Annotated in this window: 23 protein-coding genes, 1 tRNA gene and 1 pseudogene; 14 read left to right on the top strand and 11 right to left on the bottom strand. The window is 74.3% G+C overall.

From position 1 onward, the window contains the following. Positions 1-33 precede the first annotated feature (33 nt). The 3 genes from WDV06_RS02595 to WDV06_RS02585 all read left to right on the top strand — a co-directional run bounded on the left by WDV06_RS02595 (position 34) and on the right by WDV06_RS02585 (position 1,564). Positions 34-393: a type II toxin-antitoxin system RelE/ParE family toxin gene (locus tag WDV06_RS02595; RefSeq protein WP_395508032.1), complete on the top strand. Its 360-nt coding sequence runs from the start codon at positions 34-36 to the stop codon at positions 391-393. Continuing rightward, entirely contained in the window at positions 390-728 is a 339-nt protein-coding gene (locus WDV06_RS02590; protein WP_395507930.1) for an XRE family transcriptional regulator, read from the top strand. The genes WDV06_RS02595 and WDV06_RS02590 overlap by 4 nt, the downstream gene beginning before the upstream one ends. Before the next feature lie 80 nt (positions 729-808). After that, the gene (locus WDV06_RS02585; RefSeq protein WP_395507929.1) at positions 809-1,564 is read left to right on the top strand and encodes an alpha/beta fold hydrolase; all 756 of its coding nucleotides are present in this window, start codon (positions 809-811) and stop codon (positions 1,562-1,564) included. 63 nt (positions 1,565-1,627) lie between these two features. Here WDV06_RS02585 and WDV06_RS02580 read toward each other — a convergent pair. Beyond that, a tRNA-His gene (locus WDV06_RS02580) sits at positions 1,628-1,700 on the bottom strand. A 74-nt stretch (positions 1,701-1,774) separates the two neighbouring features. Further along, on the bottom strand, positions 1,775-2,665 hold the full coding sequence (locus WDV06_RS02575) for a CTP synthase C-terminal region-related (seleno)protein (RefSeq protein WP_395507928.1): 891 nt from the start codon (positions 2,663-2,665) through the stop codon (positions 1,775-1,777). Positions 2,666-2,772: 107 nt separating this feature from the next. On the opposite strand from WDV06_RS02575, the gene WDV06_RS02570 reads away from it, so the two are divergent. Continuing rightward, entirely contained in the window at positions 2,773-3,663 is an 891-nt protein-coding gene (locus tag WDV06_RS02570) for a LysR family transcriptional regulator (protein ID WP_395507927.1), read from the top strand. After that, positions 3,641-4,792 carry an aminopeptidase P family protein gene (locus tag WDV06_RS02565; protein ID WP_395507926.1) on the top strand — a complete coding sequence of 384 codons (1,152 nt, stop codon included), beginning with the start codon at positions 3,641-3,643 and terminating at the stop codon, positions 4,790-4,792. Before WDV06_RS02570 ends, WDV06_RS02565 begins: the two co-directional genes overlap by 23 nt. Positions 4,793-4,816: 24 nt before the next feature. On the opposite strand, the gene treZ is transcribed toward WDV06_RS02565, so the two are convergent. Beyond that, on the bottom strand, positions 4,817-6,568 hold the full coding sequence (gene treZ / locus WDV06_RS02560) for a malto-oligosyltrehalose trehalohydrolase (RefSeq protein WP_395507925.1): 1,752 nt from the start codon (positions 6,566-6,568) through the stop codon (positions 4,817-4,819). A gap of 109 nt (positions 6,569-6,677) precedes the next feature. Between treZ and WDV06_RS02555 the strand changes: the two genes are divergently transcribed. Further along, positions 6,678-7,250, top strand: coding sequence for an FHA domain-containing protein (locus tag WDV06_RS02555; protein WP_395507924.1), 573 nt, complete (start codon positions 6,678-6,680; stop codon positions 7,248-7,250). Positions 7,251-7,308: 58 nt separating this feature from the next. Next, positions 7,309-7,767, top strand: coding sequence for a GNAT family N-acetyltransferase (locus WDV06_RS02550; protein WP_395507923.1), 459 nt, complete (start codon positions 7,309-7,311; stop codon positions 7,765-7,767). Here WDV06_RS02550 and WDV06_RS02545 read toward each other — a convergent pair. Together WDV06_RS02545 and treY are read right to left on the bottom strand one after the other, a co-directional pair. Then, entirely contained in the window at positions 7,749-8,966 is a 1,218-nt protein-coding gene (locus WDV06_RS02545; protein WP_395507922.1) for a M14 family zinc carboxypeptidase, read from the bottom strand. The two genes, WDV06_RS02550 and WDV06_RS02545, sit on opposite strands and share 19 nt — an antisense overlap. Before the next feature lie 117 nt (positions 8,967-9,083). Then, the gene (gene treY, locus WDV06_RS02540) at positions 9,084-11,369 is read right to left on the bottom strand and encodes a malto-oligosyltrehalose synthase (RefSeq protein WP_395507921.1); all 2,286 of its coding nucleotides are present in this window, start codon (positions 11,367-11,369) and stop codon (positions 9,084-9,086) included. A gap of 82 nt (positions 11,370-11,451) precedes the next feature. Between treY and WDV06_RS02535 the strand changes: the two genes are divergently transcribed. After that, on the top strand, positions 11,452-12,765 hold the full coding sequence (locus WDV06_RS02535; RefSeq protein ID WP_395507920.1) for an MFS transporter: 1,314 nt from the start codon (positions 11,452-11,454) through the stop codon (positions 12,763-12,765). On the opposite strand, the gene glgX is transcribed toward WDV06_RS02535, so the two are convergent. After that, positions 12,750-14,864, bottom strand: a complete 2,115-nt coding sequence (glgX, locus tag WDV06_RS02530; RefSeq protein ID WP_395507919.1) for a glycogen debranching protein GlgX — start codon at positions 14,862-14,864, stop codon at positions 12,750-12,752. The two genes, WDV06_RS02535 and glgX, sit on opposite strands and share 16 nt — an antisense overlap. Before the next feature lie 294 nt (positions 14,865-15,158). Between glgX and WDV06_RS02525 the strand changes: the two genes are divergently transcribed. Both WDV06_RS02525 and WDV06_RS02520 read left to right on the top strand, forming a co-directional pair. Next, positions 15,159-16,418, top strand: a complete 1,260-nt coding sequence (locus tag WDV06_RS02525; protein WP_395507918.1) for an SAV2148 family HEPN domain-containing protein — start codon at positions 15,159-15,161, stop codon at positions 16,416-16,418. A gap of 88 nt (positions 16,419-16,506) precedes the next feature. After that, a complete protein-coding gene (locus WDV06_RS02520; protein ID WP_395507917.1) occupies positions 16,507-17,226 on the top strand; it encodes a 3'-5' exonuclease in 720 nt (239 codons plus the stop codon). 39 nt (positions 17,227-17,265) lie between these two features. Here WDV06_RS02520 and WDV06_RS02515 read toward each other — a convergent pair whose 3' ends face one another. Continuing rightward, positions 17,266-17,913 (bottom strand): hypothetical protein, encoded by a 648-nt coding sequence (locus tag WDV06_RS02515; RefSeq protein ID WP_395507916.1) that lies wholly within the window; start codon positions 17,911-17,913, stop codon positions 17,266-17,268. A 5-nt stretch (positions 17,914-17,918) separates the two neighbouring features. After that, entirely contained in the window at positions 17,919-18,770 is an 852-nt protein-coding gene (locus tag WDV06_RS02510) for a phosphotransferase enzyme family protein (RefSeq protein WP_395507915.1), read from the bottom strand. 196 nt (positions 18,771-18,966) lie between these two features. On the opposite strand from WDV06_RS02510, the gene mgt reads away from it, so the two are divergent. The 4 genes from mgt (at position 18,967) to WDV06_RS02490 (ending at position 24,582) form a co-directional block, all read left to right on the top strand. Continuing rightward, complete coding sequence (gene mgt, locus WDV06_RS02505; protein WP_395507914.1) at positions 18,967-20,169, top strand: macrolide-inactivating glycosyltransferase; 1,203 nt, start codon at positions 18,967-18,969, stop codon at positions 20,167-20,169. Positions 20,170-20,186: 17 nt separating this feature from the next. Next, on the top strand, positions 20,187-20,774 hold the full coding sequence (locus tag WDV06_RS02500; RefSeq protein ID WP_395507913.1) for a DUF1697 domain-containing protein: 588 nt from the start codon (positions 20,187-20,189) through the stop codon (positions 20,772-20,774). A gap of 67 nt (positions 20,775-20,841) precedes the next feature. After that, a complete protein-coding gene (locus WDV06_RS02495) occupies positions 20,842-21,843 on the top strand; it encodes a ketopantoate reductase family protein (protein WP_395507912.1) in 1,002 nt (333 codons plus the stop codon). Between the two features lie 273 nt (positions 21,844-22,116). Continuing rightward, the gene (locus WDV06_RS02490; RefSeq protein ID WP_395507911.1) at positions 22,117-24,582 is read left to right on the top strand and encodes a dolichyl-phosphate beta-glucosyltransferase; all 2,466 of its coding nucleotides are present in this window, start codon (positions 22,117-22,119) and stop codon (positions 24,580-24,582) included. 64 nt (positions 24,583-24,646) lie between these two features. Here the strand turns inward: WDV06_RS02490 and WDV06_RS02485 are convergent, their stop codons facing one another. The 3 genes and pseudogenes from WDV06_RS02485 to WDV06_RS02475 form a co-directional block, all read right to left on the bottom strand. Continuing rightward, positions 24,647-25,420: a sirohydrochlorin chelatase gene (locus WDV06_RS02485; RefSeq protein ID WP_395507910.1), complete on the bottom strand. Its 774-nt coding sequence runs from the start codon at positions 25,418-25,420 to the stop codon at positions 24,647-24,649. A gap of 14 nt (positions 25,421-25,434) precedes the next feature. After that, positions 25,435-26,328, bottom strand: a complete 894-nt coding sequence (locus WDV06_RS02480; RefSeq protein ID WP_395507909.1) for an ABC transporter permease — start codon at positions 26,326-26,328, stop codon at positions 25,435-25,437. Continuing rightward, positions 26,315-26,446: pseudogene (locus WDV06_RS02475) on the bottom strand (ABC transporter ATP-binding protein); the annotation flags it as partial. The gene WDV06_RS02480 and the pseudogene WDV06_RS02475, both read right to left, overlap by 14 nt.

Genomic DNA, 26,446 nt, shown 5'->3' with positions numbered 1-26,446 from the left:
GTTGACTTCGCGGGCGCGGCGCAATGGGAAGTGATCCTCGTGAGCGAGGTGGCCGCATGGTTCGCCGAACTGGCGCGGACGGACTGGGACAGTGCCCAGCAGGTCGAGGACGCCGTCGACGCCTTGGCGTCGGTGGGGCCGACGCTCAGCCGTCCGCTCGTCGACCGCATCAGGGGTGCGGAGCAGCACCACATGAAGGAACTGAGGCCCGGCTCGTCCGGTGCCGGCGAGATCCGGATCCTGTTCGCCTTCGACCCCGTCCGCCGTGCGGTGCTCCTGGTGGCAGGGGACAAGGCGGGAAACTGGCAGAGGTGGTACGAGGTGAACGTCCCGCTCGCGGAGAAGCGGTACCAGGCGCACCTCGCCGAGCTCGACACCAGGGAGTACGAATGAACGCAATCGGCTGGGAGGAAGCCAAGCGGCAGGCGCGCGAGCGTCGCGCGGCCGCGGGACTGCCCGTCAGATCGGCCGCGGAGAGGCGGGCGGCGATGGACCGGCTGATGGCCGAGGTCCGGGCGTACCGCCTCGCCGAGATCCGGCAGGAGCAGGCGCTGACCCAGAGGGACGTGGCCGAGACCATGGGGGTCTCCGCGCCCCGCGTGTCGGCCATCGAGAACGGCGACATGGACCGCACCGAGGTCGCCACGCTGAGGTCCTACGTCGAGGCCATCGGCGGACACCTGCGCGTCGTGGCGGACTTCGGCGACACCGAGTACACGGTGGCGTGACGCCGCACGGTGTGATCGTAGGGCCGGTGGGCAGAACGAACGGCGTCGGATTCCGCACCCCCGTCACCGAAGGAGAACGCATGGCCATCGCCCACCGCAGGATCGGCACCGGCCCCGTCCGCGTCATCGTGCTGCACGACTGGTTCGGGACCTCCGCCAACTGGGGCTCCGTGCTCGACTACCTGGACCCGGAGGGGTTCTCGTACGCCTTCCTCGACTACCGCGGCTACGGTGAGCGCCGCGACGTCCCCGGCCGCCACACCCTCCCCGAGATCGCCGACGACGTCCTGGCCCTCGCCGACGAGCTCGGCTGGGACACCTTCTCCCTCCTCGGCCACTCCATGGGCGGCAAGGCCGTCCAGCAGGTCCTGGTCCGCGCGCCCGAGCGGATCGAGAAGCTGATCGGCCTCTGCCCCGTCCCGGCCGGGCCCTACGTGATGGACGACGCCACCCACGCCCTCTTCCACGGCGCCGCCGAAGACCCCGGCAAGCGCCGCACCATCGTCGACCTCGTCACCGGCCACCGCGCGAGCGGCCACTGGCTCGACCGGATGGTGGCCCACTCCCTCGCCGTGTCGCGCCCCGAGGCCTTCGCCGGCTACTTCGCCGACTGGCAGTCCCGCGACCTGTCCTCCGCCGTGAAGGGAAACACGGTGCCCGTGCTCGTCCTCGTGGGGGAGTACGACCTCGCCCTCACCGCCGATGTGATGCGGGCCACCTGGCAGGCCTGGTACCCGGACTGCAGGATCGTCACGGTCCGCGGGGCCGGCCACTACCCGCCGCACGAGACCCCCGTGGCCTTCGTCACGGAGGTGGAGGCCTTCCTCCGCGGCTGAACGGCCGGGCGAACGCCCGTAGGGGGTACGAGGCGAACCTCGTACCCCCTACGGGAAGGGAAGGGTGAGTGACGGGACTCGAACCCGCGGCCACCTGGACCACAACCAGGTGCTCTACCAACTGAGCTACACCCACCACGAAGGGCGGCGGACCACCCGTTCGTCGTGCAAGCACAGCATAGCCGATCAGATGGGTGGTTCCGCGACGGGTTATCCGGCGGCCCGGCTGCCGGCCAAGGCCGCGGCCAGCCGCGGGACCACCCCGTCCGCACGCCGCCGCGCGCGGGCCACGGCCGCCGCGGCCAGCGCCCGGACCACCGGATGCGGGCGCGTCCCGTCCCCGGCGAGCTCGGGCTGGAAGAGCGTGGCCAGGAAGAACGGGTGCCCGGGCAGCTCGGCCATCCGCACCTGCCCGTCCTCGTCGTGCCCCGACAGCCGCAGCCCGTGCGCCACGAGCTCCGGCAGGTGCCGCGGGGCGGGCCCGTAGGTGCAGTGGTAGCGCTCCAGCGACCGCTCCGCCCCGAGCACCGACTCCGCGAGCGACCCGGGCCGCGCCCGCACGACCCCCTCGTGCCCGACCAGCGAGCAGGCGAGCGGCGCGATCAGCAGGTCGTCGGCGCCGGGGTCGTTCTCCGCGTGCGCGACCCCCGTCAGACCGCAGACGGTACGGGCGTACTCCAGCAGGGCGTGCTGGAAGCCGCCGCAGGTCCCGAGGAAGGGGATGCCCTCCTCCCGCGCCACCCGGATCGCGGCCAGCGCCCCCGCCTCGCTGGCGTACGGACTGCCCGGCAGCACCCACACGGCGTCGAACCGGGCCAGCGTCCCGGCGGCCGCCTCCGCCGCGGCCTCCGAGGTCGGGATCCAGTAGGCGTCCAGGACCAGCCCCTCGCGCACGGCCAGCGCGTCGAGGAGCAGCGGGATCCGGGTGTGCGACGTCACGTGCGGGGAACGGTCGCCGACCAGGGCGATCCGGGCCACCGCCCCGACGGGCGGGGACTCCGGGAGCACGGGCGGGGCCGGCCGGGCGGCGGAGGGCGGGGACGACGGGAGAGCGGCGGGCGGGGCGGGAGCCGCCGGGGCGGTGGTCTGCGCGGTGGTCATGCCGATCATCCTCGGGGCCGGTCCCGCTTCAGCGCCAACGATTGTTCCTGCACCTTCGATAAGCAGCGCTGATGATCCAGCCGCCCGCCCCTGGGATCATGAACCGCATGGACCCGCACCTCCTGCGCACCTTCGTCACCGTCGCCCGCCTCGCCTCCTTCTCCGCCGCCGCCCGGGAACTCGGCTACACCCAGTCCGCCGTCTCCCAGCACATCGCCGCCCTCGAAGCCGACCTGCGGGCCGAGCTCCTCACCCGCCGCCCCGTCACCCCCACACCCGCCGGGACCCGGCTCCTGGAACATGCCGGGCCCCTCCTGCTGCGGCTCGACGCCGCCCGGGCCGATGTCCTGCGCCTGGCCGCCGCCCCGCCCGGCCGGATCACCCTCGCCGCCTCGCCCCTCGCCGTCGGGCCGCGCCTGCTCGCCGCCCTCCCCGCCACCGGCGTCACCCTGAGCGTCATGCCCCCCGGCCGGGTACCGGCCGCCCTCGCCGCCGGCGACTGCGACCTCGGGCTCGTCGACGGCCTCGCCGCCCCCAGCGACCCCCTCAGGCTCCCCGACGTCGCCCCGCTGAAGGTCACCGGCGTCGCCGAGGAGGAACTGGCCCTCCTCCTGCCGGCCGGACACCCCTTCGCCCGGCGGGCCGCCGTCCGGCTCGACGACCTCGCCGACGCCCGCTGGCTCGACGCCCCCGACGCCGGCCTGCCGCTCACCCCCGCCCACGGCTCCGCGCGCACGGCCCTGCGCTACGAGGGCACCGACCTGCACGCCCTGTGCGCCCTCGCCGCCGCCGGGCACGGCCTGCTCCTGCTGCCCCGCCGCGTCGCCGAAGCCGCCGTCGCGGCGGGCTCCGGCGCCGGGACCGCCGTACCGCTCGACGCCCCCCGCCTGGTGCACCGTACGGAGCTCCTCGCGCCGGGAACCCTGTCCGGCGCGGCCGCTGCGCTCGCCGCACGCCTCACGGCAGGATCCCCGTATGACGACCGCACCCGCGCCTGAGCCCGCCCACCCCGACCCGGCCCCCTTCACCACCGCCGACCACGCCGCCCGCATGGCCGCCGCCGCCCGGGCCGCGGCCGACTCCGGCCTGGCCGGCCTGCTCATCGCCCCCGGACCCGACCTCGCCCACCTCACCGGATACCGCCCCACCGCCGAGACCGAACGGCTCACCCTGCTCGTCCTCGCCGCCGGCCGGGACCCCGTCCTCGTCGTCCCCGCCCTCGAAGCCCCCGACGCCGCCAGGGCCCCCGGCGCCGGCGCCCTCACCCTGCGCGACTGGACCGACGGCAACGACCCGTACGCCCTCACCGCCCCGCTCCTCGACGCCGGCGGCCGCTTCGGCGTCAGCGACAACACCTGGGCCCTCCACCTCCTCGGCCTGCAGAAGGAGTTGCCCACCACCTCCTACGCCCCGCTCACCGAGGCCCTGCCCATGCTCCGCGCCGTCAAGGACGACCGCGAACTCGCCCGTCTCGCCGCCGCGGCGGCCGCCGCCGACGCCGCCTACGCCCAGATCCTCCACGTCCCTTTCGCCGGCCGCCGCGAGAGCGACGTCGCCGCCGACCTCGCCGGCCTGCTCCGCGCACACGGCCACTCCCAGGTCGACTTCACCGTCGTCGGCTCCGGCCCCAACGGCGCCAACCCGCACCACGAGGCCGGCGACCGGGTCATCCGGCGCGGCGACATGGTCGTCCTCGACTTCGGCGGCCTCAAGCACGGCTACGGCTCCGACATCTCCCGCACCGTCCACGTCGGCGAACCCACCGCCGAGGAACAGCGCGTCCACGACATCGTCCGCGAAGCCCAGCAGGCCGGTTTCGCGGCCGTCCGCCCCGGCGCCGCCTGCCAGGACGTCGACCGCGCCGCCCGCGCCGTCATCACCGAGTTCGGCTACGGCGACCGCTTCATCCACCGCACCGGCCACGGCATCGGCGTCACCACCCACGAACCCCCGTACATGGTCGAGGGCGAGGAACAGCCCCTCGTCCCCGGCATGTGCTTCTCCGTGGAGCCCGGCGTCTACCTCCCAGGCCGCTTCGGCGTCCGCATCGAGGACATCGTCACCGTCACGCCGGACGGCGGGCGCCGCCTCAACGACGCCCCGCGGGAGATGGCCGTCGTGGAGTGACCCTTCCGCGCCCCGCACGGGACCTCACGGACCCAGCACCACCGCCGACTCGCCCGGCACGCGGACGCGCCCGTCGGGGCCCGGATGCTCCACCGGCTCCCACGAGGCCAGCACCCGCACCCCGTTGCGGCCCAGCGCGACCGTCACCGACTCCGTCCCCAGGTTCACCACCACCCGGACGTCACCCCGCCGGAACGTCAGCCACCGCCGTTCCTCGTCGAAGGCGACCCGGACCGCCGCCAGGTCCGGGTCACGCAGGTCCGGCTGCGAGCGGCGCAGCCGGATCAGCGTCCGGTACCACTCCAGCAGCCAGGCGTGCGACTCCCGCTCCGGCTCCGCCCAGTCCAGGCACGACCGCTCCCGGGTCGCCGGATCCTGCGGGTCCGGCACCTCCTCCGACGTCCACCCGTGCGCCGCGAACTCCCGCCGCCGGCCGCTGCGCACCGCCTCGGCCAGCTCCGGATCGCGGTGGTCGGTGAAGTACTGCCAGGGCGTCGCCGCCCCCCACTCCTCGCCCATGAACAGCATCGGCACGAACGGCCCCGTCAGGGCCAGCGTCGCCGCGCAGGCCAGCAGACCGGGGGAGAGGGAGGCCGACAGCCGGTCCCCGATCGCCCGGTTGCCGACCTGGTCGTGGGTCTGGGAGTAGCCCAGGAAGCGGTGCGCGGGGGTGCGGCGGCGGTCCACCGGCCGGCCGTGGGAGCGGCCCCGGAAGGCCGACCAGGTGCCGTCGTGGAAGAACGCCCGGGTCAGGGTCTTGGCGAGAGCGCCGAGCGGGGCCACGGCGAAGTCGGCGTAGTAGCCCTGGGACTCCCCGGTCAGCGCGGTGTGCAGAGCGTGGTGGAAGTCGTCGTTCCACTGCGCGTGCAGACCGAGACCGCCGGAGGGGCGCGGCGTGGTCAGGCGCGGGTCGCACTGGTCGGACTCGGCGATCAGGAACAGCGGCCGTGCCGACTCCGCGGCCAGCGCGTCCACCGCGGCCGACAGCTCCTCCAGGAAGGACAGGGCCCGCCCGTCGGCCAGCGCGTGCACGGCGTCCAGCCGCAGCCCGTCGATCCGGTAGTCCCGCAGCCAGGCCAGGGCGCTGCCGATCAGGTACGCCCGCACCTCGTCGGAACCCGGCGCGTCCAGGTTGACCGCCGCGCCCCACGGCGTGTGGTGGGTGTCGGTGAAGTACGGGCCGAAGGCGGGGAGGTGGTTGCCGGAGGGGCCCAGGTGGTTGTGGACCACGTCCAGCACGACCCCGAGACCCGCCGCGTGCGCCGCCTCCACGAACCGGGCCAGCCCCGCCGGCCCGCCGTACGGTTCGTGCACCGCCCAGGGCGCCACCCCGTCGTAGCCCCAGCCGTGCCGGCCCGGGAAGGGACAGACCGGCATCAGCTCCACGTGCGTCACACCCAGCGAGGTCAGGTGCCCCAGGCGGGCGGCCGCCGCGTCGAAGGTGCCCTCGGGGGTGAAGGTGCCGACGTGCAGCTCGTACAGCACCGCGTCCTGGAGCGGGAGGCGCGGGGGCGCCGTCCGGGGCGTGAGGGGCTCGAAGTCGACGACGGCGGACAGGCCGTCCGTACCGTCCGGCATCCGCCTCCCGCGCGGGTCCGGGCGGACGACGGGGTCGTCGCCCAGCTGGAACCCGTACCGGTCGCCGTCGCCCGCCGGGGCCTGCGCGGTCCACCAGCCCGCGCGGCCGGGGGACGGGTCGGGCGTCATCTCGTAGGCGGTGTCGCCGAGTCGCAGGGCGACCCGGCCCGTCAGCGGTGCCCACACCTCGAACTGCACGGACGGTCCCCTTGTCCTCGGCCGACGTGGCATGCGTATCGTGCCCATCATTCCGGGCCCGCCGGGGGAGTTCTGGACACTCCGCACCCGACGGGCCGACAATCACCCTGTGACGTCGAGTTTCGAGTTCCCCGCCTACCCCGCCCCGCGGCTGTCCGACGCGGAACGGGACCGGGCGCTGGGCCAGCTCAGGGAGGGCGCGGCCCTCGGGAAGCTGTCGCACGACACCTTCCTGCGCCGCATGGAACTCGCACTGGTCGCCCGCCGCTCGGAGGACCTGGCCGTGCTGCTCGCCGACCTCCAGACCCGTGAGGGGCCGCTCGGCCCCGAAACCCCGTGGACCCACCGGCTGTTCGGCTGGGTGGGGCGAGCGTCGGCCGTCTCGGCCGGGGTCCGGCGGGCCTGGCAGGCCGAGCGGCTGCCGAAGCTGCTGCTCCCGCACCCCGCCGCCGGCCCGCTGCGGATCGGCCGAGACCCGGGCAACGGCCTGCGGCTCAGCCACGAGACCGTCTCGCGGGCGCACGCGGAACTGAGCCTGAGGGACGGGGTGTGGGTGCTCAAGGACCTCGGCTCCACCAACGGCACCACCGTCAACGGGCGCCGGGTCACCGGGGCGGCCGTGGTGCGGGTGGGGGACCAGGTGGGCTTCGGACAGATGTGCTTCCAGCTGACCGTCGGCTGACGGGCCGCGGGCGGACCGCCGGGCGCCCGGCGGAGGGCGGAGGGCAGGATGTCCTCCCATGGACCACGACTCCCGCATCCGGCCGGCACGGCCCGACGACCTCCCCCGCCTCGTCGAGCTCATCCACGAGCACGTCGCGTACGAGCGGGCGGCCCCCCGCCCGGCCGGCCTCGCCGACCGCCTCGGGCCCCGGCTGTTCGCCGAAGGGGCCCGCCTGTGGGTGCTGCTCGCCGAGACCCCCGACGGCACGGTGGCGGGATACGCCGCCTGCTCGGAGGAGTTCGCGTTCTGGGACGCGTCCCCCTACCTCCACATGGACTGCCTCTACCTGGCGCAGGAGGCCCGGGGCCACGGACTCGGCGCCGCCCTGATGACGGCCGTGGCGGACCTCGCCCGGGAGCGGGGCCTCGACCACGTCGAGTGGCAGACCCCGGACTGGAACGAGGGCGCGATCCGCTTCTACGACCGCCTGGGCGCCGGCGGCCGGGCCAAGCGCCGTTACGCCTGGCCCGTCTGAAGACACCGGTGGGCGGCCAGCGCCGTCCGCGACTGGTGCTCCACCTGCGTGGCCACCGGCACCGGACGGGCCCGGAACCGGGCGGAGAACTCCTCGCACCATCCCGTCACCAGCCGGTCGAGCCCCGGCGCCGCCGGATGCCCCTGGGCGCGCACCACCCGCCACAGCATGGCGGCGGCCCGCAGCGGCAGGCGCCTCCCGAAGGCGTCGAGGCTGGCCAGGGCGGCGGCGGTGGTCCCGGGGGGCTTCCCGGCGGCCGTCCACCCGGCGGCGACCTGCGGGATGAGCCGCAGCGTCCAGTCCACCGCCCGCAGCAGCGCGGCGGCGTCCGGGTCCGCCGCCCCGACCCCCTCGCGCAGTTCCGCGACCCGCGCCGCGTCCGCGCCCAGCCGCCCGGCCAGCATCCGCAGCGCGCCCCGCGGGTCCGGGTGCGGGGCGGGGTCGTCCACCAGTCGGGAGGCCCACATGGGCACCTCGACGATCGCGGTGGTGGTCCCGCGGTGGCACCAGGTGCTCAGCCGCGCGTCCTCGGAGTGGGACCCCATGGACCCCGCGCGGGGCATCACGAAGATCCCCGGACCGGGAGAGGACCACCCTGCGGCGTCGGACGCCCCGGTCTCCACCGGTATCCGCAGCTCGGCGGCCGATCTCCCGAACTGCCCGGCCAGCCCGGGCAGGTCCCGGGTGAGCTGCACCCACGAACCCCCCAGGTCCGTGCCGTGCAGGGAGACCTGGAGGACGGGACGCAGCTCGTCGATCAGCCCGGTCAGCGCCACCGCCTCCGGCGGGAGCCGGTCCGCGGGGAGCAACGACGGTGCCCACTCGGGCTGTTCGGGGCCGGACGGGCGGTAGAAGTGCCGGTGGTAGTCGAGGAGGGAGGAGGGGAGGGGGGTGCGGTGCAGTTCGGCGCCGTCGGGGTCGGCGCAGAGCAGGAAGTGCCACCCCGTTCCGCCGCCCGGGGCCCCGGCCGCCCGCCGCGCGAGGTCCAGCGCGGTGGCCCCGCCGACGGGCTCGTTGGCGTGCGCCCCGGCGACGACCAGCACCTCCCGGCCCCCGTCACCGCGCCCGCCGACGGAGAGCACCCACAGCGGCCGCCCGCCCCGCGACTCCCCGACCTGACGCAACCGCACCCGGCCGGGGTACTCGTCGGCCAGCGCGCGGGCGGCCAGGGCGAGGTCGTGCGGGGCGGGATAGCGCATGTCACGGAGGCTCACCTCCAAGCCATGCCCGCCACACCACCGCCCTACTGCACCTGAACGTCTGTGCCAGTCCCCCCGCGGGGCGGTGCGGGGCGGCGCCGTGCCCGGGCCGTGCCGCTACCCGGCCCGTACCAGCGCGGCCACCGGGGCCGTCGACAGGAGGCGGGTCAGGGGCACCTCCCCCTCGTACGGGGCCGACGGGCGCGGTCCGTGGGCCGGGAGCCACCGGCCCGGGGGGAGGGAGAGGGCGGTTCCGCGCCAGCCGCCCGCTTCCGCCAGGCGGTGGGAGAGGCGGGTGGCCACCGCCACCAGGCCCCCCGGGCGTGCGTAGGCCAGGCAGTGGTCGGAGGCCGGGCCCCGAGCGGTCAGCGGGGCGTAGCCCCGGAACAGGGCGGGGCGGGTGCGGCGCAGGCGGAGCAGGGCGGCGGTCAGGGCGAGCTTCTCCTCCCCGAGGGCCGCCGGGGCGGTGCCCGCGTCCAGGGCGGCCAGCGCCTCCCGGGGGAACGCGGCGGGGCGGCGGTTGTCCGGGTCCACCAGGGCGCGGTACTCGTACTCGGAGCCCTGGTAGACCTCCGGCACGCCCGGCATGGTCAGGTGCAGCAGGGCCATGCCCAGCACGTTCGCCCGGGCCGCCTCCGCCAGTGCGGGCGGCAGCTCCACCGGGACCGGGGGGACGAGATCGGCGAGGCCCGCCTCGTACGCCGGGTCGGGGTCGGTCCAGGAGGTGTGCAGCGCCGCCTCCCGGGCGGCCTTCACCAGGGCCGCCGCCAGCCGGGGCCCCCGCTCGGGGACGTCGCCCAGTCCGAGCGCGCTCTGCCGGGCCACCCAGGCCAGCTGCGGATCACGACCACCGGCCGCCCCCGCCTCGCGCACGGCGTCCGCCCCCGCGGCCGGCGCCTGCGCCAGTACCGCGATGCGGGCGCGGACGTCCGCGCTGCGCTTCGTGTCGTGGGTGGACAGGACCGTGCCCGCGTCGGGCAGGTCCCGTTCGCGTTCCGTGCAGTACGCGTGGAACTCCGCCACCGACACCGCCGGGGCCCCCGGGTCCCCGCCGACCTCCGTGGCCGACAGCAGCGGGGCCCAGCGGTAGAAGGCCCGGTCCTCCAGGGACTTGGCGCGCAGGGCCGCCGAGGTCTGGGCGAAGCGGGCCGCGAAGGCGGGGTCGCGTTCGAGCAGGTCGAGTACGCCGTCCACCGCGGCCGTCCCGGCCCGCGCGGCGGCCCGGTCACGGGTCCGGGCGTCCGGGCCGGGGCCGCCGGGGTAGGTCCGGTACACCGGTGAGGCGATGAGCAACTCGCGTACCGCCGCCGCCCGTTCCGGGCCCGCCCGGCGTTCCAGGGTGCCCAGCTCGGCGGCCAGGTCGCCGGTCAGGACCTCGCGGGCGGCCGTGGAGGCGGTCTCCTCCCAGCCGGGCACCCCCGTCGACCTGCCGTACGCGCGGGCCAGTTCGCGGGCCCCCGCGGCGTCCGTGAACACCCCGTCGACGCGGTGCAGGGCGTCGTACCCGGTGGTTCCGGCCACCGGCCAGGCCGACGGCAGCCGTTCGTCGCGGGCCAGGATCTTCTCGACGACCACCCAGCAGTCGGCGCCGACCGCCTTCCGCAGCCGCCGCAGGTACTCCTCCGGGTCGGCCAGCCCGTCGACGTGGTCGATCCGCAGGCCGGCCACCACCCCGTCCCGCACCAGCTCCAGCACCTTGGCGTGGGTGGCGGCGAAGACGTCGGGGTCCTCCACCCGCACCCCGATGAGGTCCGAGATGGTGAAGAAGCGCCGGTAGTTGAGGGCGGTCCGGGCCTCGCGCCACCACGCCGGCCGGTACCACTGCGCGGCCAGCAGCCGCGGCAGCGGCAGCTCCGCCGTCCCGGCGCGCAGCGGGAACTCGCGGTCCCCGCAGCGCAGCAGGCCCGCCGCCGCGTCCACCGTGAAGGGCTCGTCTGGCTCCGCGAGCACCGGCAGCAGGACCTGTCCGCCGCCCGCCTCCCAGTCGATGTCGAACCAGCGCGCGTACGGCGACTCCGGCCCCTCCCGCAGGACCTCCCACAGCGGCCGGTTCAGCCGCAGCGGCGACGGCAGCGCCATGTGGTTCGGGACGATGTCGAGCACCAGCGCGAGCCCCCGCTCCCGCGCGGCCGCGGCCAGGGCGCGCAGCCCCCGCTCCCCGCCGAGCTCTTCCCGGACCCGCCCGTGGTCGGTGACGTCGTACCCGTGGGCCGAGCCCGGTACGGCCTCCAGGACGGGGGACAGGTGGAGGTGCGACACGCCGAGGGAGGCGAGGTAGGGTACGGCCGCCGCGGCCGCCGCGAACGGGAACTCGGGCGTCAGCTGGAGACGGTAGGTCGACGCCGGGACGACCGGTGTCGGAACGTCGGATTCCGATGGGCTGATTGAATTCCGCTGGCTCATGAGAACGTACGTACCCAGTCGGCGTGATTCCGTGCCATGACCCAATGCATCCGGGTGACTGCGGCGCGTTAGTGTCGATCAAGTGGCTTCAAGCGTCAGCACCTACCGACACGTCATCGCCCTGACCGGGCCCCTCCTCCCCCTCGTCTCCTTCCTCGCCCGACTGCCCGTCGCGATGTCCCAGTTCGGGAGCGTCCTCCTGGTGTCCGAGACCAGCGGCTCCCTCACCACCGCCGGCATCGTCGGCGGCACGCTCTCCGCCGGCCAGGTGGTCTTCGGGCCGGTCCTGGGCCGGCTCGCCGACCGCCACGGGCAGCGTCCCGTCGTCCTCGCCGCGGCGGCGGTCAACGCCGTGGCCACCGCCGGCCTGGTGGCCGGGGCGCTCACGGGCCTGCCCACCGCCCCGCTCGCCGCCGTCGGCTTCGCGGCCGGGGCCTCCGTCCCGCTGATCGGGCCCCTCGCCCGGACCCGCTCCGTGGCGCTCGCGCACCGGGCGGAGGCCGGCGAGGGCGTGGTGGGGGCGGTGCACTCGCTGGAGGGCACCCTCGACGAGGTCTCCTTCGTCTTCGGCCCGGCCCTCGTCGGCCTCGCCGCACTCGCCCTGCACCCGGCCGTCGCCCTCGGCGGCGCCGCCGCCCTCGTCGCCGTCTTCGGCACCGCCTACGCCCTGCACCCGACGGCCGCCGTCACGGCCGGGAACCCGGCGCGGGCCCGGGCCACGGGCGTACGGGCGCCCCGCCAGCCGCGCGTGGTCCACGCCGTGCGCGGCTCCCTCGCCCTCCAGGGAGCCATGTTCGGCGCCTGCCAGGCCGGCATCGCCGCCCTCACCGCCCGGTTGGGCGTGCCCGGACAGGCCGGCATCGTGTACGCCGCGATGGGCGTCGTGAGCGCCGTCGTGGGCCTCGCGCTCGGCGCACTGCCCGCCCGCTACGGGCTGCGGCTGCGCTGGCGGGCGGCGACGGGCGCGGCGCTGGTGCTCTCGGTGCCGCTGCTGTTCACCCACACGCTGTGGCCCCTGTACGCGGTCGTGACCGTCCTCGGGGCCGCCTACGCCCCGCACCTGATCACCGCCTTCGCCCTCACCGAGCGGGTCGTGGCGCCGTCCCGGCTCGCCGAGTCCATGGCCTTCGCGGCCAGTTCGCTCGTGGCGGGACAGGCGGTGGCGCTGGCGGTCTCGGGGCGGCTCGCCGAGGCGTACGGGCCCGCCGGTGCCTTCGCCGTGGCCGTGGGGGCGGCCGCGCTGTGCCTGGCCATCGCCCTGGTCACCCGGGTGCCGTCGGCCCGGCCCCCGGCCGCGGCGGCGGAGCCGGTCAAGGCGTTCGTCCCGGCCCAGCGCACCGCCCCACCGGAGGGTTCGGAGGCGGCGGGCGGCGCCGCTGGCTACGCCGGCCGCTGAAGCACCGCCAGGCAACGGCCCTTCAGGGCGACCCGGTCCCCGGCGGCGTACTGCGGCCCGGTTCCGGACGGCAGTACCTCCGCCCGCGCGGTGTCCACGACGAGCCGCCAGTGCGCGCCGTGCCCGGCGGGGATGGTGAACTCCTGCGGGTCGGCGCCGGCGTTGAACATCAGCAGGAACGAGTCGTCGGTGATCCGCTCGCCGCGCGAGCCGGGCTCGGAGATCGCCTCGCCGTTGAGGAACACCGTCAGGGCGCGCGTGTGCTGCGCCTGCCAGTCCCGGGCCCGCATCTCCTCCCCGTGCGGGGTGAACCAGGCGATGTCGGAGAGCTCGTCGTGGGTGCCCTCCACCGGCCGGCCGTGGAAGAACCTGCGCCGCCGGAACACCGGGTGGTCGCGGCGCAGCCACACCATCCGGCGGGTGAACTCCAGGAGTGAGGGCGGGGGTTTGCCGGGCTCTGGCCAGGTCACCCAGGACAGTTCGTTGTCCTGGCAGTAGGCGTTGTTGTTGCCGTTCTGGGAGCGGGCGAACTCGTCGCCGTGGCTCAGCATGGGCACGCCCTGGGACAGCATCAGGGTGGCGATGAAGTTGCGCATCTGCCGTTCGCGCAGCTCCAGGACGGCGGGGTCCTCGGTCGGCCCTTCGACCCCGCAGTTCCAGGACCGGTTGTGTGTCTCGCCGTCGCGGTTGCCCTCCCTGTTGGCCTCGTTGTGCTTCTCGTTGTACGAGACCAGGTCGTGCAGGGTGAACCCGTCGTGGCAGGTGGCGAAGTTGATGGAGGCCAGGGGGCGGCGGCCGTCGTCCTGGTAGAGGTCGGAGGAGCCGGTCAGCCGTCCGGCGAACTCGGCCAGGGTGCGCGGCTGGCCGCGCCACAGGTCCCGCACGGTGTCGCGGTACTTGCCGTTCCATTCCGTCCACAGCGGCGGGAAGTTGCCCACCTGATAGCCGCCCTCGCCCAGGTCCCAGGGTTCGGCGATCAGCTTCACCTGGCTGACCACCGGGTCCTGCTGCACCAGGTCGAAGAACGACGACAGCCGGTCGACCTCGTGGAACTGCCGGGCCAGGGTGGCCGCGAGGTCGAAGCGGAAGCCGTCCACGTGCATCTCGGTCACCCAGTACCGCAGGGAGTCCATGATCAGCTGGAGGACGTGCGGGGAACGCATCAGCAGCGAGTTCCCCGTGCCGGTGGTGTCCGTGTAGTGCCGGGGGTCGTCCGCGAGCCGGTAGTAGGAGGCGTTGTCCAGCCCCCGGAAGGAGAGGGTGGGGCCCAGGTGGTTGCCCTCGGCGGTGTGGTTGTAGACCACGTCGAGGATCACCTCGATCCCGGCCTCGTGCAGGGCGCGCACCGCCGACTTGAACTCCAGCACCTGCTGGCCCCGGTCGCCGGAGGCGTAGCCGTTGTGCGGGGCGAAGAAGCCGATGGTGTTGTAGCCCCAGTAGTTGCTGAGCCCGTCGTTGGCGAGGCGGTGGTCGTTGACGTACTGGTGTACGGGCATCAGCTCCAGCGCCGTCACGCCGAGCTTCACCAGGTGGCCGATGACCGCGGGGTGCGCGAGGGCCCCGTAGGTGCCGCGCAGTTCCTCCGGCAGCTCCGGGTGACGCATGGTCAGGCCCTTGACGTGGGCCTCGTAGAGCACGGTGTGGTGGTACTCGTGGCGCGGGGGCCGGTCGTTGGCCCAGTCGAAGTAGGGGTTCACCACGACGGAACTCATCGTGTGCGGTGCCGAGTCCAGGTCGTTGCGCGAGTCGGGCCGGCCGAAGTGGTAGCCGTAGACCTCCTCGCCCCAGTCGATGCGCCCGCTGATGGCCCGCGCGTACGGGTCCAGCAGCAGCTTCGCCGCGTTGCAGCGCAGTCCGCGCTCGGGCTCGTACGGGCCGTGCACCCGGAACCCGTAGCGCTGTCCGGGCATCACCCCGGGGAGGTAGGCGTGCCGGACGAAGGCGTCCGTCTCCCGCAGCTCGACGGCGGTCTCGGAACCGTCCTCGTGCAGCAGGCACAGTTCGATGCGGCGAGCGGCCTCGGAGTAGACCGCGAAGTTGGTGCCGGCGCCGTCGTACGTGGCGCCCAGCGGATACGCCTGTCCCGGCCAGACCTGCATGGGCAACGACTCTTTCCGTCCTGGTCCGGTCGATCCGGCGCGGATCACGTCTCTGCCGAATCTTCCCCGAAAGACGCCCCCCACGCGTGGACTTGGGATGCTCCTGATGGGTGAACCGGAGAGCTGATATGCGGATCGGCGGACCGTCCGGGCATCACATAATGGTCCGACGGACGGTCGGCCGGGGTGTGCGTGATCACCTCGGCCGGCTTCGGGCTGCATCGGGCCGCGCGCGCGGAGTACCCTTCCGTGATCACTGGAGACGGGCGTCCGGACGCAGAAGGCGGTGCACGAGTGAGCTCGGGAGGTCTGGAGCTGCCCCCTGGTGACAGCGGACACGAGGGCGGTCCGGCGGACGCCCCAGGCGGTGTGCCGGGGGCGGTGGCCGGGGCGGCGGTCTCGCTGGCCCAGCCCGCGGCCGGGGAGGTGCGCGCCGGGGCGGAGCTGGACTGGAGCGCGGACGCGTGGAGCGAGGTCCGTACGCGGGCCCAGCGCGCGGGCCGTGCGTACATCTGGCTGAACCTCATCGAGCAGCGGCTGAGGTCGGTGGTGGGCGCCGTGTTGCGGCCCGTCTACGAACCCGTGCACGGCGGGGACGACTGGGTGGTCGCGGCCGCCGGTCCCGCCGGGCAGGAGTGGGTGCAGCGCGCGGTGGCGGTGCGCGAGGTCAGCCGGCGCAAGGGCTACCTCCTCGACCCGGCCGACGACAACGTCCTGAGCTTCCTGACGCTCCCGCAGCTGCGGGAGCTGATGGTCCAGCACTGGCCCTGCTTCGAGCCGTACTTCGACGACCGGCGCGAGATCGAGCTGGCCCTCGACGAGCTGGAGGTCACGCGCAACGTGGTCTCGCGCAACCGGGCGCTGTCGCGGGCGGTGCTGGAGCAGGCGGAGCGGGCCTCGGCGCGGCTGCTGGAGGTGCTGGGGGCGGGTGCGGGCAGCCCGTCGGCGGACCGGCTGCCGATCGACGCCGTCGAGGACCTCGTCGGGGACCGGTACGCGGACGTCATCTCCGTCCACCCGGACCGGGTGCGGCTCCAGCGGCAGCTGCCGGCGGAGGACCTGTTCGGGGGCGCGCGACGGCTCGACGCGATCGGCATAGGCCTCAACCTGCTGGTGCAGAACTTCTCGGGCCGCCGGCTGGTGCGGCTGTCGGAGGCCGGCTGCCGGGTGCGGCTGCTGTTCCTGAACCCGGCGAGCAGTGCCGTCAAGCGGCGCGAGCGCGAGCTGGGGCTGCGCAAGGGCGAGCTGAGCCGTTCGGTGGAGATGAACATCCTGCACGTGCGCCGGGTGCGGGCGGGGCTCACGGACCCCTCGCGCTTCGACATCCACGTCTTCGACGAGACCCCGCGGTTCACCGCCTACCTGGTGGAGGGGCAGTCCTCGGGCATCGCGGTGGTCCAGTCGTACCTGCGGCGGGCCCGGGGGATGGAGGCGCCGGTGCTGGTGCTGCGCGGCGGCGGGCGGGGGGTCCCGAAGGACGCGGACCACGGGCTGTTCCAGACCTACCGCGAGGAGTTCGAGTCGGTGTGGGAGGACTCGCGCCCGGTGTCCTGACGCCGGGCCCCGGAGGTGGCCGCGTCCGGTGTCAGTGCCCCGTGGCAGGCTGAAACGCGTTGACCGGAAGACGGGGGAGGGGCGCGTCATGGAGGCGTGGCACGGGGGAGTGCTGGTCGGGTTCGACCTGGAGACGACGGGCACGGAGCCCGCGGAGTCCCGGATCGTGACGGCCGCGGTGGTCGAGGTGCGGGCCGGGGAGGTGCGCGGGCGGCGGGGCTGGCTCGCGGATCCCGGGACGCCGATCCCGCAGGAGGCCGCGGCGATCCACGGGATCAGCACGGAGCGGGCCGTCGCGGAGGGCCGCCCGGCGCGGGAGGTGGCGGACGAGGTCGCGGAGGCGTTGGCCGGGCACTGGCGCGACGGAGCGGTGGTCGTCGCGTACAACGCGGCCTTCGACCTGAGCCTGTTGGCGGCGGAGCTCGCGCGGTACGGCCTGCCCTCGCTCGCCGACCGGCTGGGCGGGGCCGAGACGGGGCCGGTGGTGGATCCGTTGACGATAGACCGGGCCGTGGACCGCTACCGGCGCGGCAAGCGGACGCTGGAGGCGGTCTGCGGGGTGTACGGGGTCACCCTCGACGCGGCGCACGACGCGGGGGCCGATGCGCTGGCGGCGGTCCAGGTGGCCCGGGCGATAGCCGTCCGGCACCCGCGGGTGGCCGCGCTCAGCCCGGCCGAGCTGCATGACCGCCAGGGCGGCTGGCACGCCCGGTGGGCCCGCGACTTCCAGTCGTACCTGCGGGGGCAGGGCAGTCCGGACGCGGTGATCGACACGGGGTGGCCGCTGCGGGAGCCGGTCACGGCCTGAACCTGGCCCGTCCAGGGGCGCGGGCGTCAGGGGCGGGCGTCAGGCGCGGGCGGCATCCGCCCCGGGCGCCGGGGCTTCACGGTATTCGACGTGGAGGTCGCGGAACCGGGCGTCGCAGGGCGCGTTGCGGCAGTAGTGCCGGTGCCGGTAGGCGCGGTCCGGGTGGGCGACGGTGTGCTCCGGGCCGTTGCGGGCCACGTCGAGGAAGACGGCGGCGCCCTGCCGGAAGGTCCTGGCGCTCCCCGTCATGAACAGCGTCTCGGCGTGGACGCCCTGGTGGAACCGGTCCCGGTTCTCCGCGTGGTGCGGGGACGGGTGGTCCTCCTCGGCGGGCTCGGGGAGCCTCAGGTCCACGGTCCGCGGACGGCCCGGGGAGAGCCGGCTCCGCAGCCCCTTCCACCGGGAGGGGGCCACCTGCAGGGAGTGGTGCAGCAGGACGAGGTCCAGCCGGCCGGAGCCCGCGGGCGGGGCGGGGCCGCGCAGGGGCAGGTGGACCAGCGAGCGCGGCGAGCCGGCCGCCAGGGTCCACAGCCCGGCCATGAGCAGGGCCGCGTCCCGGTCGACGTACGCGTTCAGCCACCAGGCGTCGTCGAAGAGTCCGGCGTGCTCCGGCGGCCGGGCCGGGCGGACGACCCGGAGGGACTCCGTGCCGCGCCGTGCCTCGTGGACGGTGAGATGCAGCTTCATGTCCACTAGAACGGATACCAGCGCACTGCCGGGTCCCCCGCGCGCAAGGAGGCCACGCGGCGGCGGAACTCGGCCAGGGCCTTCGGGTTGGCCGGGGCGTGCTGGGCGACCCAGGCACAGCTGGCGGTCTCGCGGGCGCCGCGCAGCAGGGCGCAGCCCTCCCAGGCGCGGACGTCCCAGCCGTAGGCGGCGGTGAAGGCCTCGTAGTCGGGCGCGGGCAGCCCGTACCGGTCGCGGGACAGGGCCATCACCACCAGGTCGTGTTCGCGCAGGTCGGCCGAGACGGTCTCCAGGTCGACGAGGACCGGTCCGTCCGGGCCCACGTGGACGTTGCGGGGCAGGGCGTCGCCGTGGATCGGACCGGGCGTCAGGTGCGGGGTGAGGGCGGCCACCTCGGTGGCGTAGGCGTCGCGTCGGGCCCGCAGGTAGGCCGCGTCCTCGGGGGCGACGGCCTCCCCGGCCAGCCGCAGCCAGCGCTCGACCCCGCCGAGGAGGTCCCGGGCGGGCAGTGCGAACGGCGGGGCGGGCAGGGCGTGCAGCGGTCGCAGGAGCGTCGCGAGGTCCTCGGGGCCGGCCGGGCGCACCGCTCCGGGGAGCCGGTGCCAGAGGGTCAGCGGGTGGCCGGCCACCAGCCGCGGCCGCGGCTCGGCGGCGCGGACGGCGGGGATCCCGGCGGCGGCGAGCCAGTCGGAGACGGCCAGCTCCCGTTCGGCCCGCTCCAGCAGCCCCGCCTCCCGGCCGACCTTGACGACCAGGTCGCCGAGGCCGAAGACGGCGTTCTCGCCGAAGGCGAGCAGTTCGGCCGGTCCCGTGAGACCCGCCCGTGTCAGTACGTCCCTGGCCCGTGCCTCGTCCATGCGTTCGTCTCGTCCTTCGCCGGGGGGTCGTCGGTGTGCGCGGTGGTGATCGCGTGGCGCCCAGTCTCGCACCCCTGGGCCGAGAAACGGCTGGTGGGAGCGGGAGGGAGGCGGGCAGGCCGGGTTCCGGTACAAGACCGGCCAGAGGGTCGGATTCCGTTTGCACGAGACGTATCGTCTCGCTAATGTCGACGACATGACCTCAGCCAAACCCGCACACATCGCCATGTTCTCCATCGCCGCCCCCGGGCACGTGAACCCGAGCATCGAAGTGATCCGGGAACTCGTCGCCAGGGGCCACCGCGTCAGCTACGCCATCCCCGCCTCCTTCGCCGAGAGGGTCGCGGAGACCGGGGCCGTACCGGTGATCTGGAAGTCCGTCCTGCCCACCGACGACGAGCCGGAGGCCTGGGGCACCGAGCTCATCGACAACATCGAACCCTTCCTGGACGACGCGGTGCAGGCACTCCCGCAGCTCGCGGCCGCCTTCGAGGGCGACGAACCCGACCTCGTCCTGCACGACATCACCGCCTACCCCGCGCGCGTCCTGGCCCATCGGTGGGGGGTGCCCGCCATCTCCCTCTCCCCGAACCTGGTGGCGTGGGAGGGGTACGAGGAGGAGGTGGCCGCCCCCATGACCGCCGAACTGCGCGCGAGCGAGCGCGGCAGGGCGTACTACGCCCGCTTCCGCGCCTGGCTCGACGAGAACGGCATCGACGAGGACCCCGACCGGTTCGTCGGCCGGCCGCGCCGCAGCATCGTGCTGATCCCGCGTGCCCTCCAGCCCTACGCCGACCGGGTCGACGAGTCCGTCCACACCTTCGTCGGCTCCTGCCAGGGCGACCGCAGCGCCACCCAGGGCACCTGGCGGCGCCCGGCGGCAGCCGAGGGGAAGAAGATCCTCCTCGTCTCCCTGGGATCCACCTTCACCAAGCAGCCCGCCTTCTACCGCGCCTGCATCGAGGCCTTCGGGGACCTGCCCGACTGGCACGTCGTCCTCCAGATCGGCAGGTTCACCGACGAGGCCGACCTGGGGACCGTCCCCGCCAACGTCGAGGTCCACCGCTGGGTTCCCCAGCTGGACATCCTCCGCCAGGCCGACGCCTTCATCACCCACGCCGGCGCCGGCGGCAGCCAGGAGGGCCTGGCCACCGGAACCCCGATGGTCGCCGTCCCCCAGGCCGTCGACCAGTTCGGCAACGCCGACATGCTCGCCTCCCTCGGCGTCGCCCGGCACGTCTCGATGGAGGAGGCCGACGCGGCCACCCTGCGCGAGGCCGTCCTCGGACTGCTCGCCGACCCGCAGGTCGCCGCCCGCGCCGAGGAGATCCGCGCGCAGATGGCCACCGAGGGCGGCACCCGCCAGGCCGCCGACCTCATCGAGGCGGTACTCCCGTAGCGGGCTAGGGTGAGGCCATGACGAAGCGACCGGCCCCCTTGAAGAAGTACGCGGCACTGCTGCGCGGCATCAACGTCGGGGGCAGGAAGAAGGTCCCCATGGCCGAACTCCGCGCGCTGCTGGAAGGGCTCGGCCACCGGGACGTCACGACGTACCTGCAGAGCGGCAACGCCGTCTTCAGCAGCGCCGAGCAGGACCCCGCCGCCCTCGCCCGGGGGCTGGAGGCGGCCGTCGAGGCCCGCTTCGGCTTCCCGGTGAAGGTCCTCGTGGTCGACGGGGCGTACCTGCGGGCCGTCGCCGACGCCTGCCCCTTCCCGGCCGCCGAGCTGGAGGGCCGGCAGCTGCACGCCACCTTCTTCTCCGAGCAGCCCGGCCCGGACCGCTTCGCGGCGCTCGACCCGGCCGCCTACCTCCCGGAGGAGTACCGGCTGGGCGACCGCGTCCTCTACCTCTACGCCCCCGACGGCCTCGGCCGCTCCGACCTGGGCGCCGCCCTCCACACGCCGGCCGTCCTCAAGGGCATCGACGCCACCACCCGCAACTGGAACACGGTCGCCAAGCTCGTCGAGCTCACGGCGGACCAAGGCGTGCCCGGCGGATCCTGAGGCGGCAACTCGCGGTCCGCCGCGGCCCGGTGGACCCGCGGTGCGCACCGTGTGCCAGGCTCTGGGTATGCGTTACATCATCATCGGCGCCGGAGCGGTCGGCGCGACCATCGGGGGGCGGCTCGCGGAGACGGGCAAGGAGGTCGTCCTCGTCGCGCGCGGCGCACACGCCGAGGCGCTGCGGTCGGGCGGTCTGCGGCTGACGACCGCCGACGGGGAACGCGTCCACCGCCTCCCGGTGGCCACGCACCCCGCCGACCTCGGGGCGCTGCGCCCGGACGACGTCCTGCTGCTGACCGTCAAGACCCAGGACGCCGTCGCCGCCCTCGACACCTGGGGCGCCGCCGAGGTCGCCGGAGGCGGCACCGCCGCCCAGCGGCTGCCGCTGCTGTGCGCCCAGAACGGCGTGGAGAGCGAACGCCTGGCCCTGCGCCGCTTCGCGCGCGTCTACGGGGTCTGCATCTGGCTCCCCGCCACCTTCCTTGAGCCCGGCGTGGTCTCGGCGCTCTGCTCCCCGCTGACCGGCATCCTCCACCTCGGGCGCGCCGCCGGCGGGTCCGACGAGCGGATCCGGGCCATCGCCGCCGACCTCGGCAAGGCCGGCTTCGAAGCCCCGGTCGTCGAGGACGTGATGCGCTGGAAGTACGCCAAGCTCCTCGGGAACCTGGGCAACGCGATCCAGGCCACCACCGGCCCCGAGCCCGACCCGGCCAAGGCGGCCCTGCTGCTGCGCGCCGTCCGCGAGGCCAAGGCCGTATTCGACGCCGCCGGCATCGCCTACGCCTCGGACGCCGAGCAGTCGGCGGCCCGCGACGGCAAGGTGAACCAGCCGGCGGGCGTCCGGGGCGGCTCCTCCTGGCAGAGCCTGGCCCGCGGCACGGGCTCGGTGGAGGCCGACTACCTCAACGGCGAGATCACCCTGCTGGGCCGCCTCCACGGCGTGCCCACCCCCGTCAACGACGTCCTGCGCCACGCGGCGAACATCTTCGCCCGCGAATCCCTGCCCCCGGGAGCCATGTCCGTCACCGACCTGACCGCCCTGGCCGACGAGGCCGAAGGGCGAGGATAGCCCGCGCCCGCCCCTGACCTATATTGTTCTGGAACCGTAAAGGCCTCACACAAATCAATCGCCTGACAATGATCGCTTCCAGACGCGGTCGACGACGCCATGCACCAGCGTTCCACCGTGAAGGCTTCCCGGGCCGGTTCCTCCCAGGAATCCCCGAGTGCCTCCGCAACGGCTGACGTGCAGTGGCGATTTTGACGTGCGGAGCGTTCGGCTCGGCGCTGCCTCGCGGATGAGCAGAACAACTTGACGAACGGCTTGAATGTGCAGAACGGCATGGCCCGAGGTGCCACCATCACGGGCGAACCCCACAACCAGGGACCAGGGTCTGTCGGACTCTCCGTGGTCATCCCCGCCTACCGGGAGGAAGAGCGTCTCGCTCCGACCCTGGACCTGGTCCGGGAGTACCTCGACGAGCACGTGGGCAGCGGCGCGTCCGCCTGGGAGATCATCGTCGTCGACGACGGCTCCCCGGACAGAACCGCCGCGATAGCGCTCAAGGCCGGGGCCGACGAGCCGCGCATCCGACTCGTGCAGTCGGAGGAGAACAGGGGCAAGGGCAGCGCCCTGCGCCTGGGCGTCCGCGCCTCCCTGGGCCGGCGCGTACTGATCATGGACGCCGATCTGGCCACTCCGATCGAGGAACTCGCCCGCCTGGAACAGGCACTGGCCGACGACCCGTCCATGGACGCGGCCATCGGCTCGCGCGCCCACCGCGACTCCGCCATCGAACGCCAGCAGAGCGTGCTGCGCGAGGTGCTCGGCTGGGTCGGCAACCGCGTCATCCGTCTGGTCGCCGTGCGCGGCATCCGCGACACGCAGTGCGGGTTCAAGCTGTTCGACGGGGACCAGGCCCGCGCCGCGTTCGGCGCCGCCCGCCTCGACGGCTGGGCCATCGACGTCGAGATCCTCCAGTACTACCGCCGCAAGGGCTGGCCCGTGGCCGAGGTACCCGTCCGCTGGGCGCACCAGGACGGCTCGAAGGTGAAGCTGCTGGACTACCTGCGCACCCTCGGCGAACTGATGAAGCTGAACGCGGGCGGCATCGCCGTCGCCGCGCTCTACCTGCTGGCGTCGCTCTACCTCTACAAGGGACTCTGGGCGGACCTGGACGGGGCGATCCTGGCCCACTCGCTCCAGGACCAGAACCAGTGGGAGTGGTTCTTCGGCGTCACGGCCGACAACGTCGCACATCTGCGGAACCCGTTGTTCACCGACCTCCAGAACATGCCGGACGGCGTGAACCTGATGGCGAACACGGTGATGCTCGGGCTCTCGGTGCCCATGACCCCGGTCACCCTGCTGTTCGGCCCGACCGTCGCCCTGGCCCTGGTCTTCACCCTCGGCATCGCCGCCACGGCCTGGGCCTGGTACTGGCTGATCCACCGCCGTCTGACGGACAGCCGCTGGGCGGCCGCGGCCGGCGGCGCGCTGGCGGCCTTCGCGCCGCCGATGATCTCGCACGCCAACGCGCACCCGAACTTCGTCGTCCTCTTCATGATCCCGGTCGTCATCGACCGGGCCCTGCGCCTGTGCGCGGGCAAGAACGTGGTCCGTGACGGCGTCCTGCTCGGCCTGTTCACCGCGTACCAGATCTTCCTGGGCGAGGAGCCCTTCCTGCTGGCCGCGATGGGCATGGCGATCTTCGCCCTCATCCACGCCTGCTACGACCCGCAGAACGCGCGCGCCGCCGTCAAGCCGCTGGCCAAGGGCCTCGGCATCGCGGCGGCCGTCTCCATACCGCTCGCCGCCTTCCCCCTGTACTGGCAGTTCTTCGGACCGCAGAGCTACCACTCGGTGCTGCACGGCGAGAACGGGGCCGGCAACCCGCTGCGCGCCCTGAGCGAGTACCCGGCGCGCTCGCTGTTCGGCGACGCCGAGACCGCGGCCAAGCTGTCGATGAACACCACCGAGCAGAACGCCTTCTACGGCTGGCCGCTGCTGGCGCTGGCCATCGGCATCACCCTGTGGATGTGGCGCCGCCCGCTCGTCCGCGCCCTCGGCCTGACCGCCGTCGCCGCGGCCGTGCTGTCACTCGGCCCCCGTGTGGAGCTCGACAAGTTCGGCCTCACCGTGCCCGCCCCGTGGCGGCTGCTGCGCCACCTCCCGCTGCTGGAGTCCGTGATCGAGAGCCGGGTGGCGATGGTGTGCGCCCCCGTCTTCGGCATGCTGCTCGCCCTCGCGCTGGACCGGATACGGGGCTTCCGCTCCGGCGACCACCGTACGGTCGGCTACCTCGCGGTCGCGGCCGCCCTGGTCCCGATCCTGCCGCTGCCCCTGGTCACCGAGGACCGCGAACCGGTGCCGTCCTTCATCACCCAGGGCCGCTACAAGGAGTACCTGGAGGACGGCCGCTCGCTCGTCCCGGTGCCCCTCCCCGACCCGGGCTCCGCCGCCGCCCTGCACTGGCAGAGCAGCACGGGCTTCGGCTTCAAGCTGGCCGGCGGGTACTTCAACGGTCCCGACGGTCCCGACCGCGTGGGCATCTACGGCGCCAAGCCGCGGATGCTCTCCACCCTCCTGAACGACGTGCGCTGGGGCACCGTCCAGCCCCCGGACACCATCACCCCGGAGATGCGCGAGAGGGCCCGCGAGGACCTGGCGTACTGGAAGGCGGGCCTGCTGGTCCTGCCGAAGGACCAGCAGCGCGCCAAGGAACTGCGCGGCACCCTCTCCGGCCTCCTGGGCAAGGAGCCGCAGGTGGTCGCCGACTGCCTGATCTGGCAGGTGGACGCCGCCTAGCCCCGCACCACGGAGGGGGGCCACAGCACGATGCTGTGGCCCCCCTCCGTGGTTCGCGGTGGTGTCATCCCGCCCGGGCGGTCGGGCCGGTGCGCGGTGCGCGGGCCGCAGAGGCCGCGTCGTAGCGGAGCAGGAGGAGGCGGGCCAGGTCGGGGGCCGCGCCCAGGACCTCCGCCACCGCGTCCGCGCCGGCGGAGCGGGCGCCCGTCGTGATCCGGTCCGGGAGGAAGCCCGGGGCGATGACGTACGGGGCCACCGCCACGCGGCGGACGCCCTCCGCGCGCAGGGCGCGGACGGCGTCCTCCGTACGGGGAAGAGCAGCGGAGGCGAACGCAGGCCGCACGGCGCACCAACCGGTGAGCCGCCACTCCCGCGCGATTTCAGCGATCACTGCGATCGCCTCCGGGTCCGATGATCCGGCGGACGCGAGGACGACACCGGTCGTCGCACGGTCCGCCGGGGTGAGGCCGACGCCCGCCCCGGCGAGGCGGAGCTCCAGCGAGGAGATCAGGAGCGGGTGCGGGCCCAGGACGTCCGCGACCCGGACCGAGAGGTCCGGGAGGCGGGTGGCCGACTCCGCCAGGACCGCCGGGACGTCGGCCTTGGCGTGGAAGGCCCGGGTGAGGAGCAGGGGCAGGGCCACGACCTCCCGGACACCCGAGAGGTACAGGGAGGCCAGGGCCTGCGGGACGGTCGGGCCGTTGAAGTCCAGGAAGGCCGTCTCCACGCGGAGCCCGGGCCGCTGCGACCGGACCCGCCCGACGAGGGCGTGCACGGTCGCCGCGTGCCGCGGATCGCGGCTGCCGTGGGCTATGACCAGGAGTGCGGGGGAGGACATGGGGTGCTCGGATCTCAGTTCTTGACCAGCAGACCGCGGCTGCGCAGGACCCACCGCTCGACCGGGCTGAAGATCAGCAGGTCGATGGCGATGCCCACGACGAGGATCAGGACGATCGCCAGGAAAACACCCGGCAGGTCGATGTTGTTCCGGCCGTTCTCCAGGAGCTGGCCCAGGCCCAGGCCCAGGTCGGGGGAGCTGGCGATGATCTCGGCGGCCATCAGGGAGCGCCAGGAGAAGGCCCAGCCCTGCTTCAGACCGGCGACGTAGCCGGGCAGGGCGGCAGGCAGGACGACGTGCCAGGCCCCGCGCAGGCCGGTGGCGCCCAGGGTGCGGCCGGCCCGCAGGAACAGCGGCGGGATCTGGTCGATGCCGGAGACGAGGCCGTTGGCGATGGACGGGACGGCGCCCAGCAGGATCACCGTGTACATCATGGCGTCGTTGAGGCCGAACCAGAGCACCGCCGGCGGCACCCAGGCGACCGAGGGCAGGGACTGCAGGCCTTGGAGGATCGGGCCGATCGCGGCACGGACGAACCTCACCCGCGCGACGAGCAGGCCCAGCGGGGTGCCGATGGCCAGGGCCAGCAGGAAGCCGAGCAGACCGCGGGAGACCGAGGTCCAGACGACGTCGAGCAGCGTGCCCTTGAGCCACATGTCGGTCAGGCTGTCCCACACGGCGGACAGCGCGGGCAGCTTCGTCTCGTCGGTGACCTTCGCCGAGACCAGGACCTGCCAGACCACCAGCACCAGGCCGACGGCCAGGACCGGGGGCAGGACCTTCTTGACGAGGACCTCGCGCACCGGGGTGCGGTGGGTCTGGACCGCGTCGAGGGCGTCGAGGCCGGCCTCCAGGCCGGCCAGGTCGTCGCTCTTCGCCGCCTTGGGAGTGGTGTCAGTGCTGGCCATGGCGGCGGATCTCCCCACGCAGGTGTTCAGTGATCTCAAGCGACAGCTCCGCGACGTCGGCGTCCTCGATGCGGCGGGGCTGCGGGATGCCGACGGTCCACTCCTTGGCGACCCGGCC

The organism is Streptomyces racemochromogenes (assembly GCF_044129415.1).
Classification (GTDB): domain Bacteria; phylum Actinomycetota; class Actinomycetes; order Streptomycetales; family Streptomycetaceae; genus Streptomyces; species Streptomyces racemochromogenes_A.
This window is presented reverse-complemented; position numbering and strand designations above follow the sequence as displayed.

What these genes read in the sequence shown, in the direction of transcription:
- WDV06_RS02590 (WP_395507930.1), top strand. Translation starts at nt 390, where the DNA reads ATGAACGCAATCGGCTGGGAGGAAGCCAAGCGGCAGGCGCGCGAGCGT.
- WDV06_RS02585 (WP_395507929.1), top strand. Translation starts at nt 809, where the DNA reads ATGGCCATCGCCCACCGCAGGATCGGCACCGGCCCCGTCCGCGTCATC.
- WDV06_RS02575 (WP_395507928.1), bottom strand. Translation starts at nt 2,665, where the DNA reads ATGACCACCGCGCAGACCACCGCCCCGGCGGCTCCCGCCCCGCCCGCC.
- WDV06_RS02570 (WP_395507927.1), top strand. Translation starts at nt 2,773, where the DNA reads ATGGACCCGCACCTCCTGCGCACCTTCGTCACCGTCGCCCGCCTCGCC.
- WDV06_RS02565 (WP_395507926.1), top strand. Translation starts at nt 3,641, where the DNA reads ATGACGACCGCACCCGCGCCTGAGCCCGCCCACCCCGACCCGGCCCCC.
- WDV06_RS02550 (WP_395507923.1), top strand. Translation starts at nt 7,309, where the DNA reads ATGGACCACGACTCCCGCATCCGGCCGGCACGGCCCGACGACCTCCCC.
- WDV06_RS02545 (WP_395507922.1), bottom strand. Translation starts at nt 8,966, where the DNA reads ATGCGCTATCCCGCCCCGCACGACCTCGCCCTGGCCGCCCGCGCGCTG.
- treY (WP_395507921.1), bottom strand. Translation starts at nt 11,369, where the DNA reads ATGAGCCAGCGGAATTCAATCAGCCCATCGGAATCCGACGTTCCGACA.
- glgX (WP_395507919.1), bottom strand. Translation starts at nt 14,864, where the DNA reads ATGCAGGTCTGGCCGGGACAGGCGTATCCGCTGGGCGCCACGTACGAC.
- WDV06_RS02520 (WP_395507917.1), top strand. Translation starts at nt 16,507, where the DNA reads ATGGAGGCGTGGCACGGGGGAGTGCTGGTCGGGTTCGACCTGGAGACG.
- WDV06_RS02515 (WP_395507916.1), bottom strand. Translation starts at nt 17,913, where the DNA reads ATGAAGCTGCATCTCACCGTCCACGAGGCACGGCGCGGCACGGAGTCC.
- WDV06_RS02510 (WP_395507915.1), bottom strand. Translation starts at nt 18,770, where the DNA reads ATGGACGAGGCACGGGCCAGGGACGTACTGACACGGGCGGGTCTCACG.
- mgt (WP_395507914.1), top strand. Translation starts at nt 18,967, where the DNA reads ATGACCTCAGCCAAACCCGCACACATCGCCATGTTCTCCATCGCCGCC.
- WDV06_RS02500 (WP_395507913.1), top strand. Translation starts at nt 20,187, where the DNA reads ATGACGAAGCGACCGGCCCCCTTGAAGAAGTACGCGGCACTGCTGCGC.
- WDV06_RS02495 (WP_395507912.1), top strand. Translation starts at nt 20,842, where the DNA reads ATGCGTTACATCATCATCGGCGCCGGAGCGGTCGGCGCGACCATCGGG.
- WDV06_RS02490 (WP_395507911.1), top strand. Translation starts at nt 22,117, where the DNA reads ATGGCCCGAGGTGCCACCATCACGGGCGAACCCCACAACCAGGGACCA.
- WDV06_RS02485 (WP_395507910.1), bottom strand. Translation starts at nt 25,420, where the DNA reads ATGTCCTCCCCCGCACTCCTGGTCATAGCCCACGGCAGCCGCGATCCG.
- WDV06_RS02480 (WP_395507909.1), bottom strand. Translation starts at nt 26,328, where the DNA reads ATGGCCAGCACTGACACCACTCCCAAGGCGGCGAAGAGCGACGACCTG.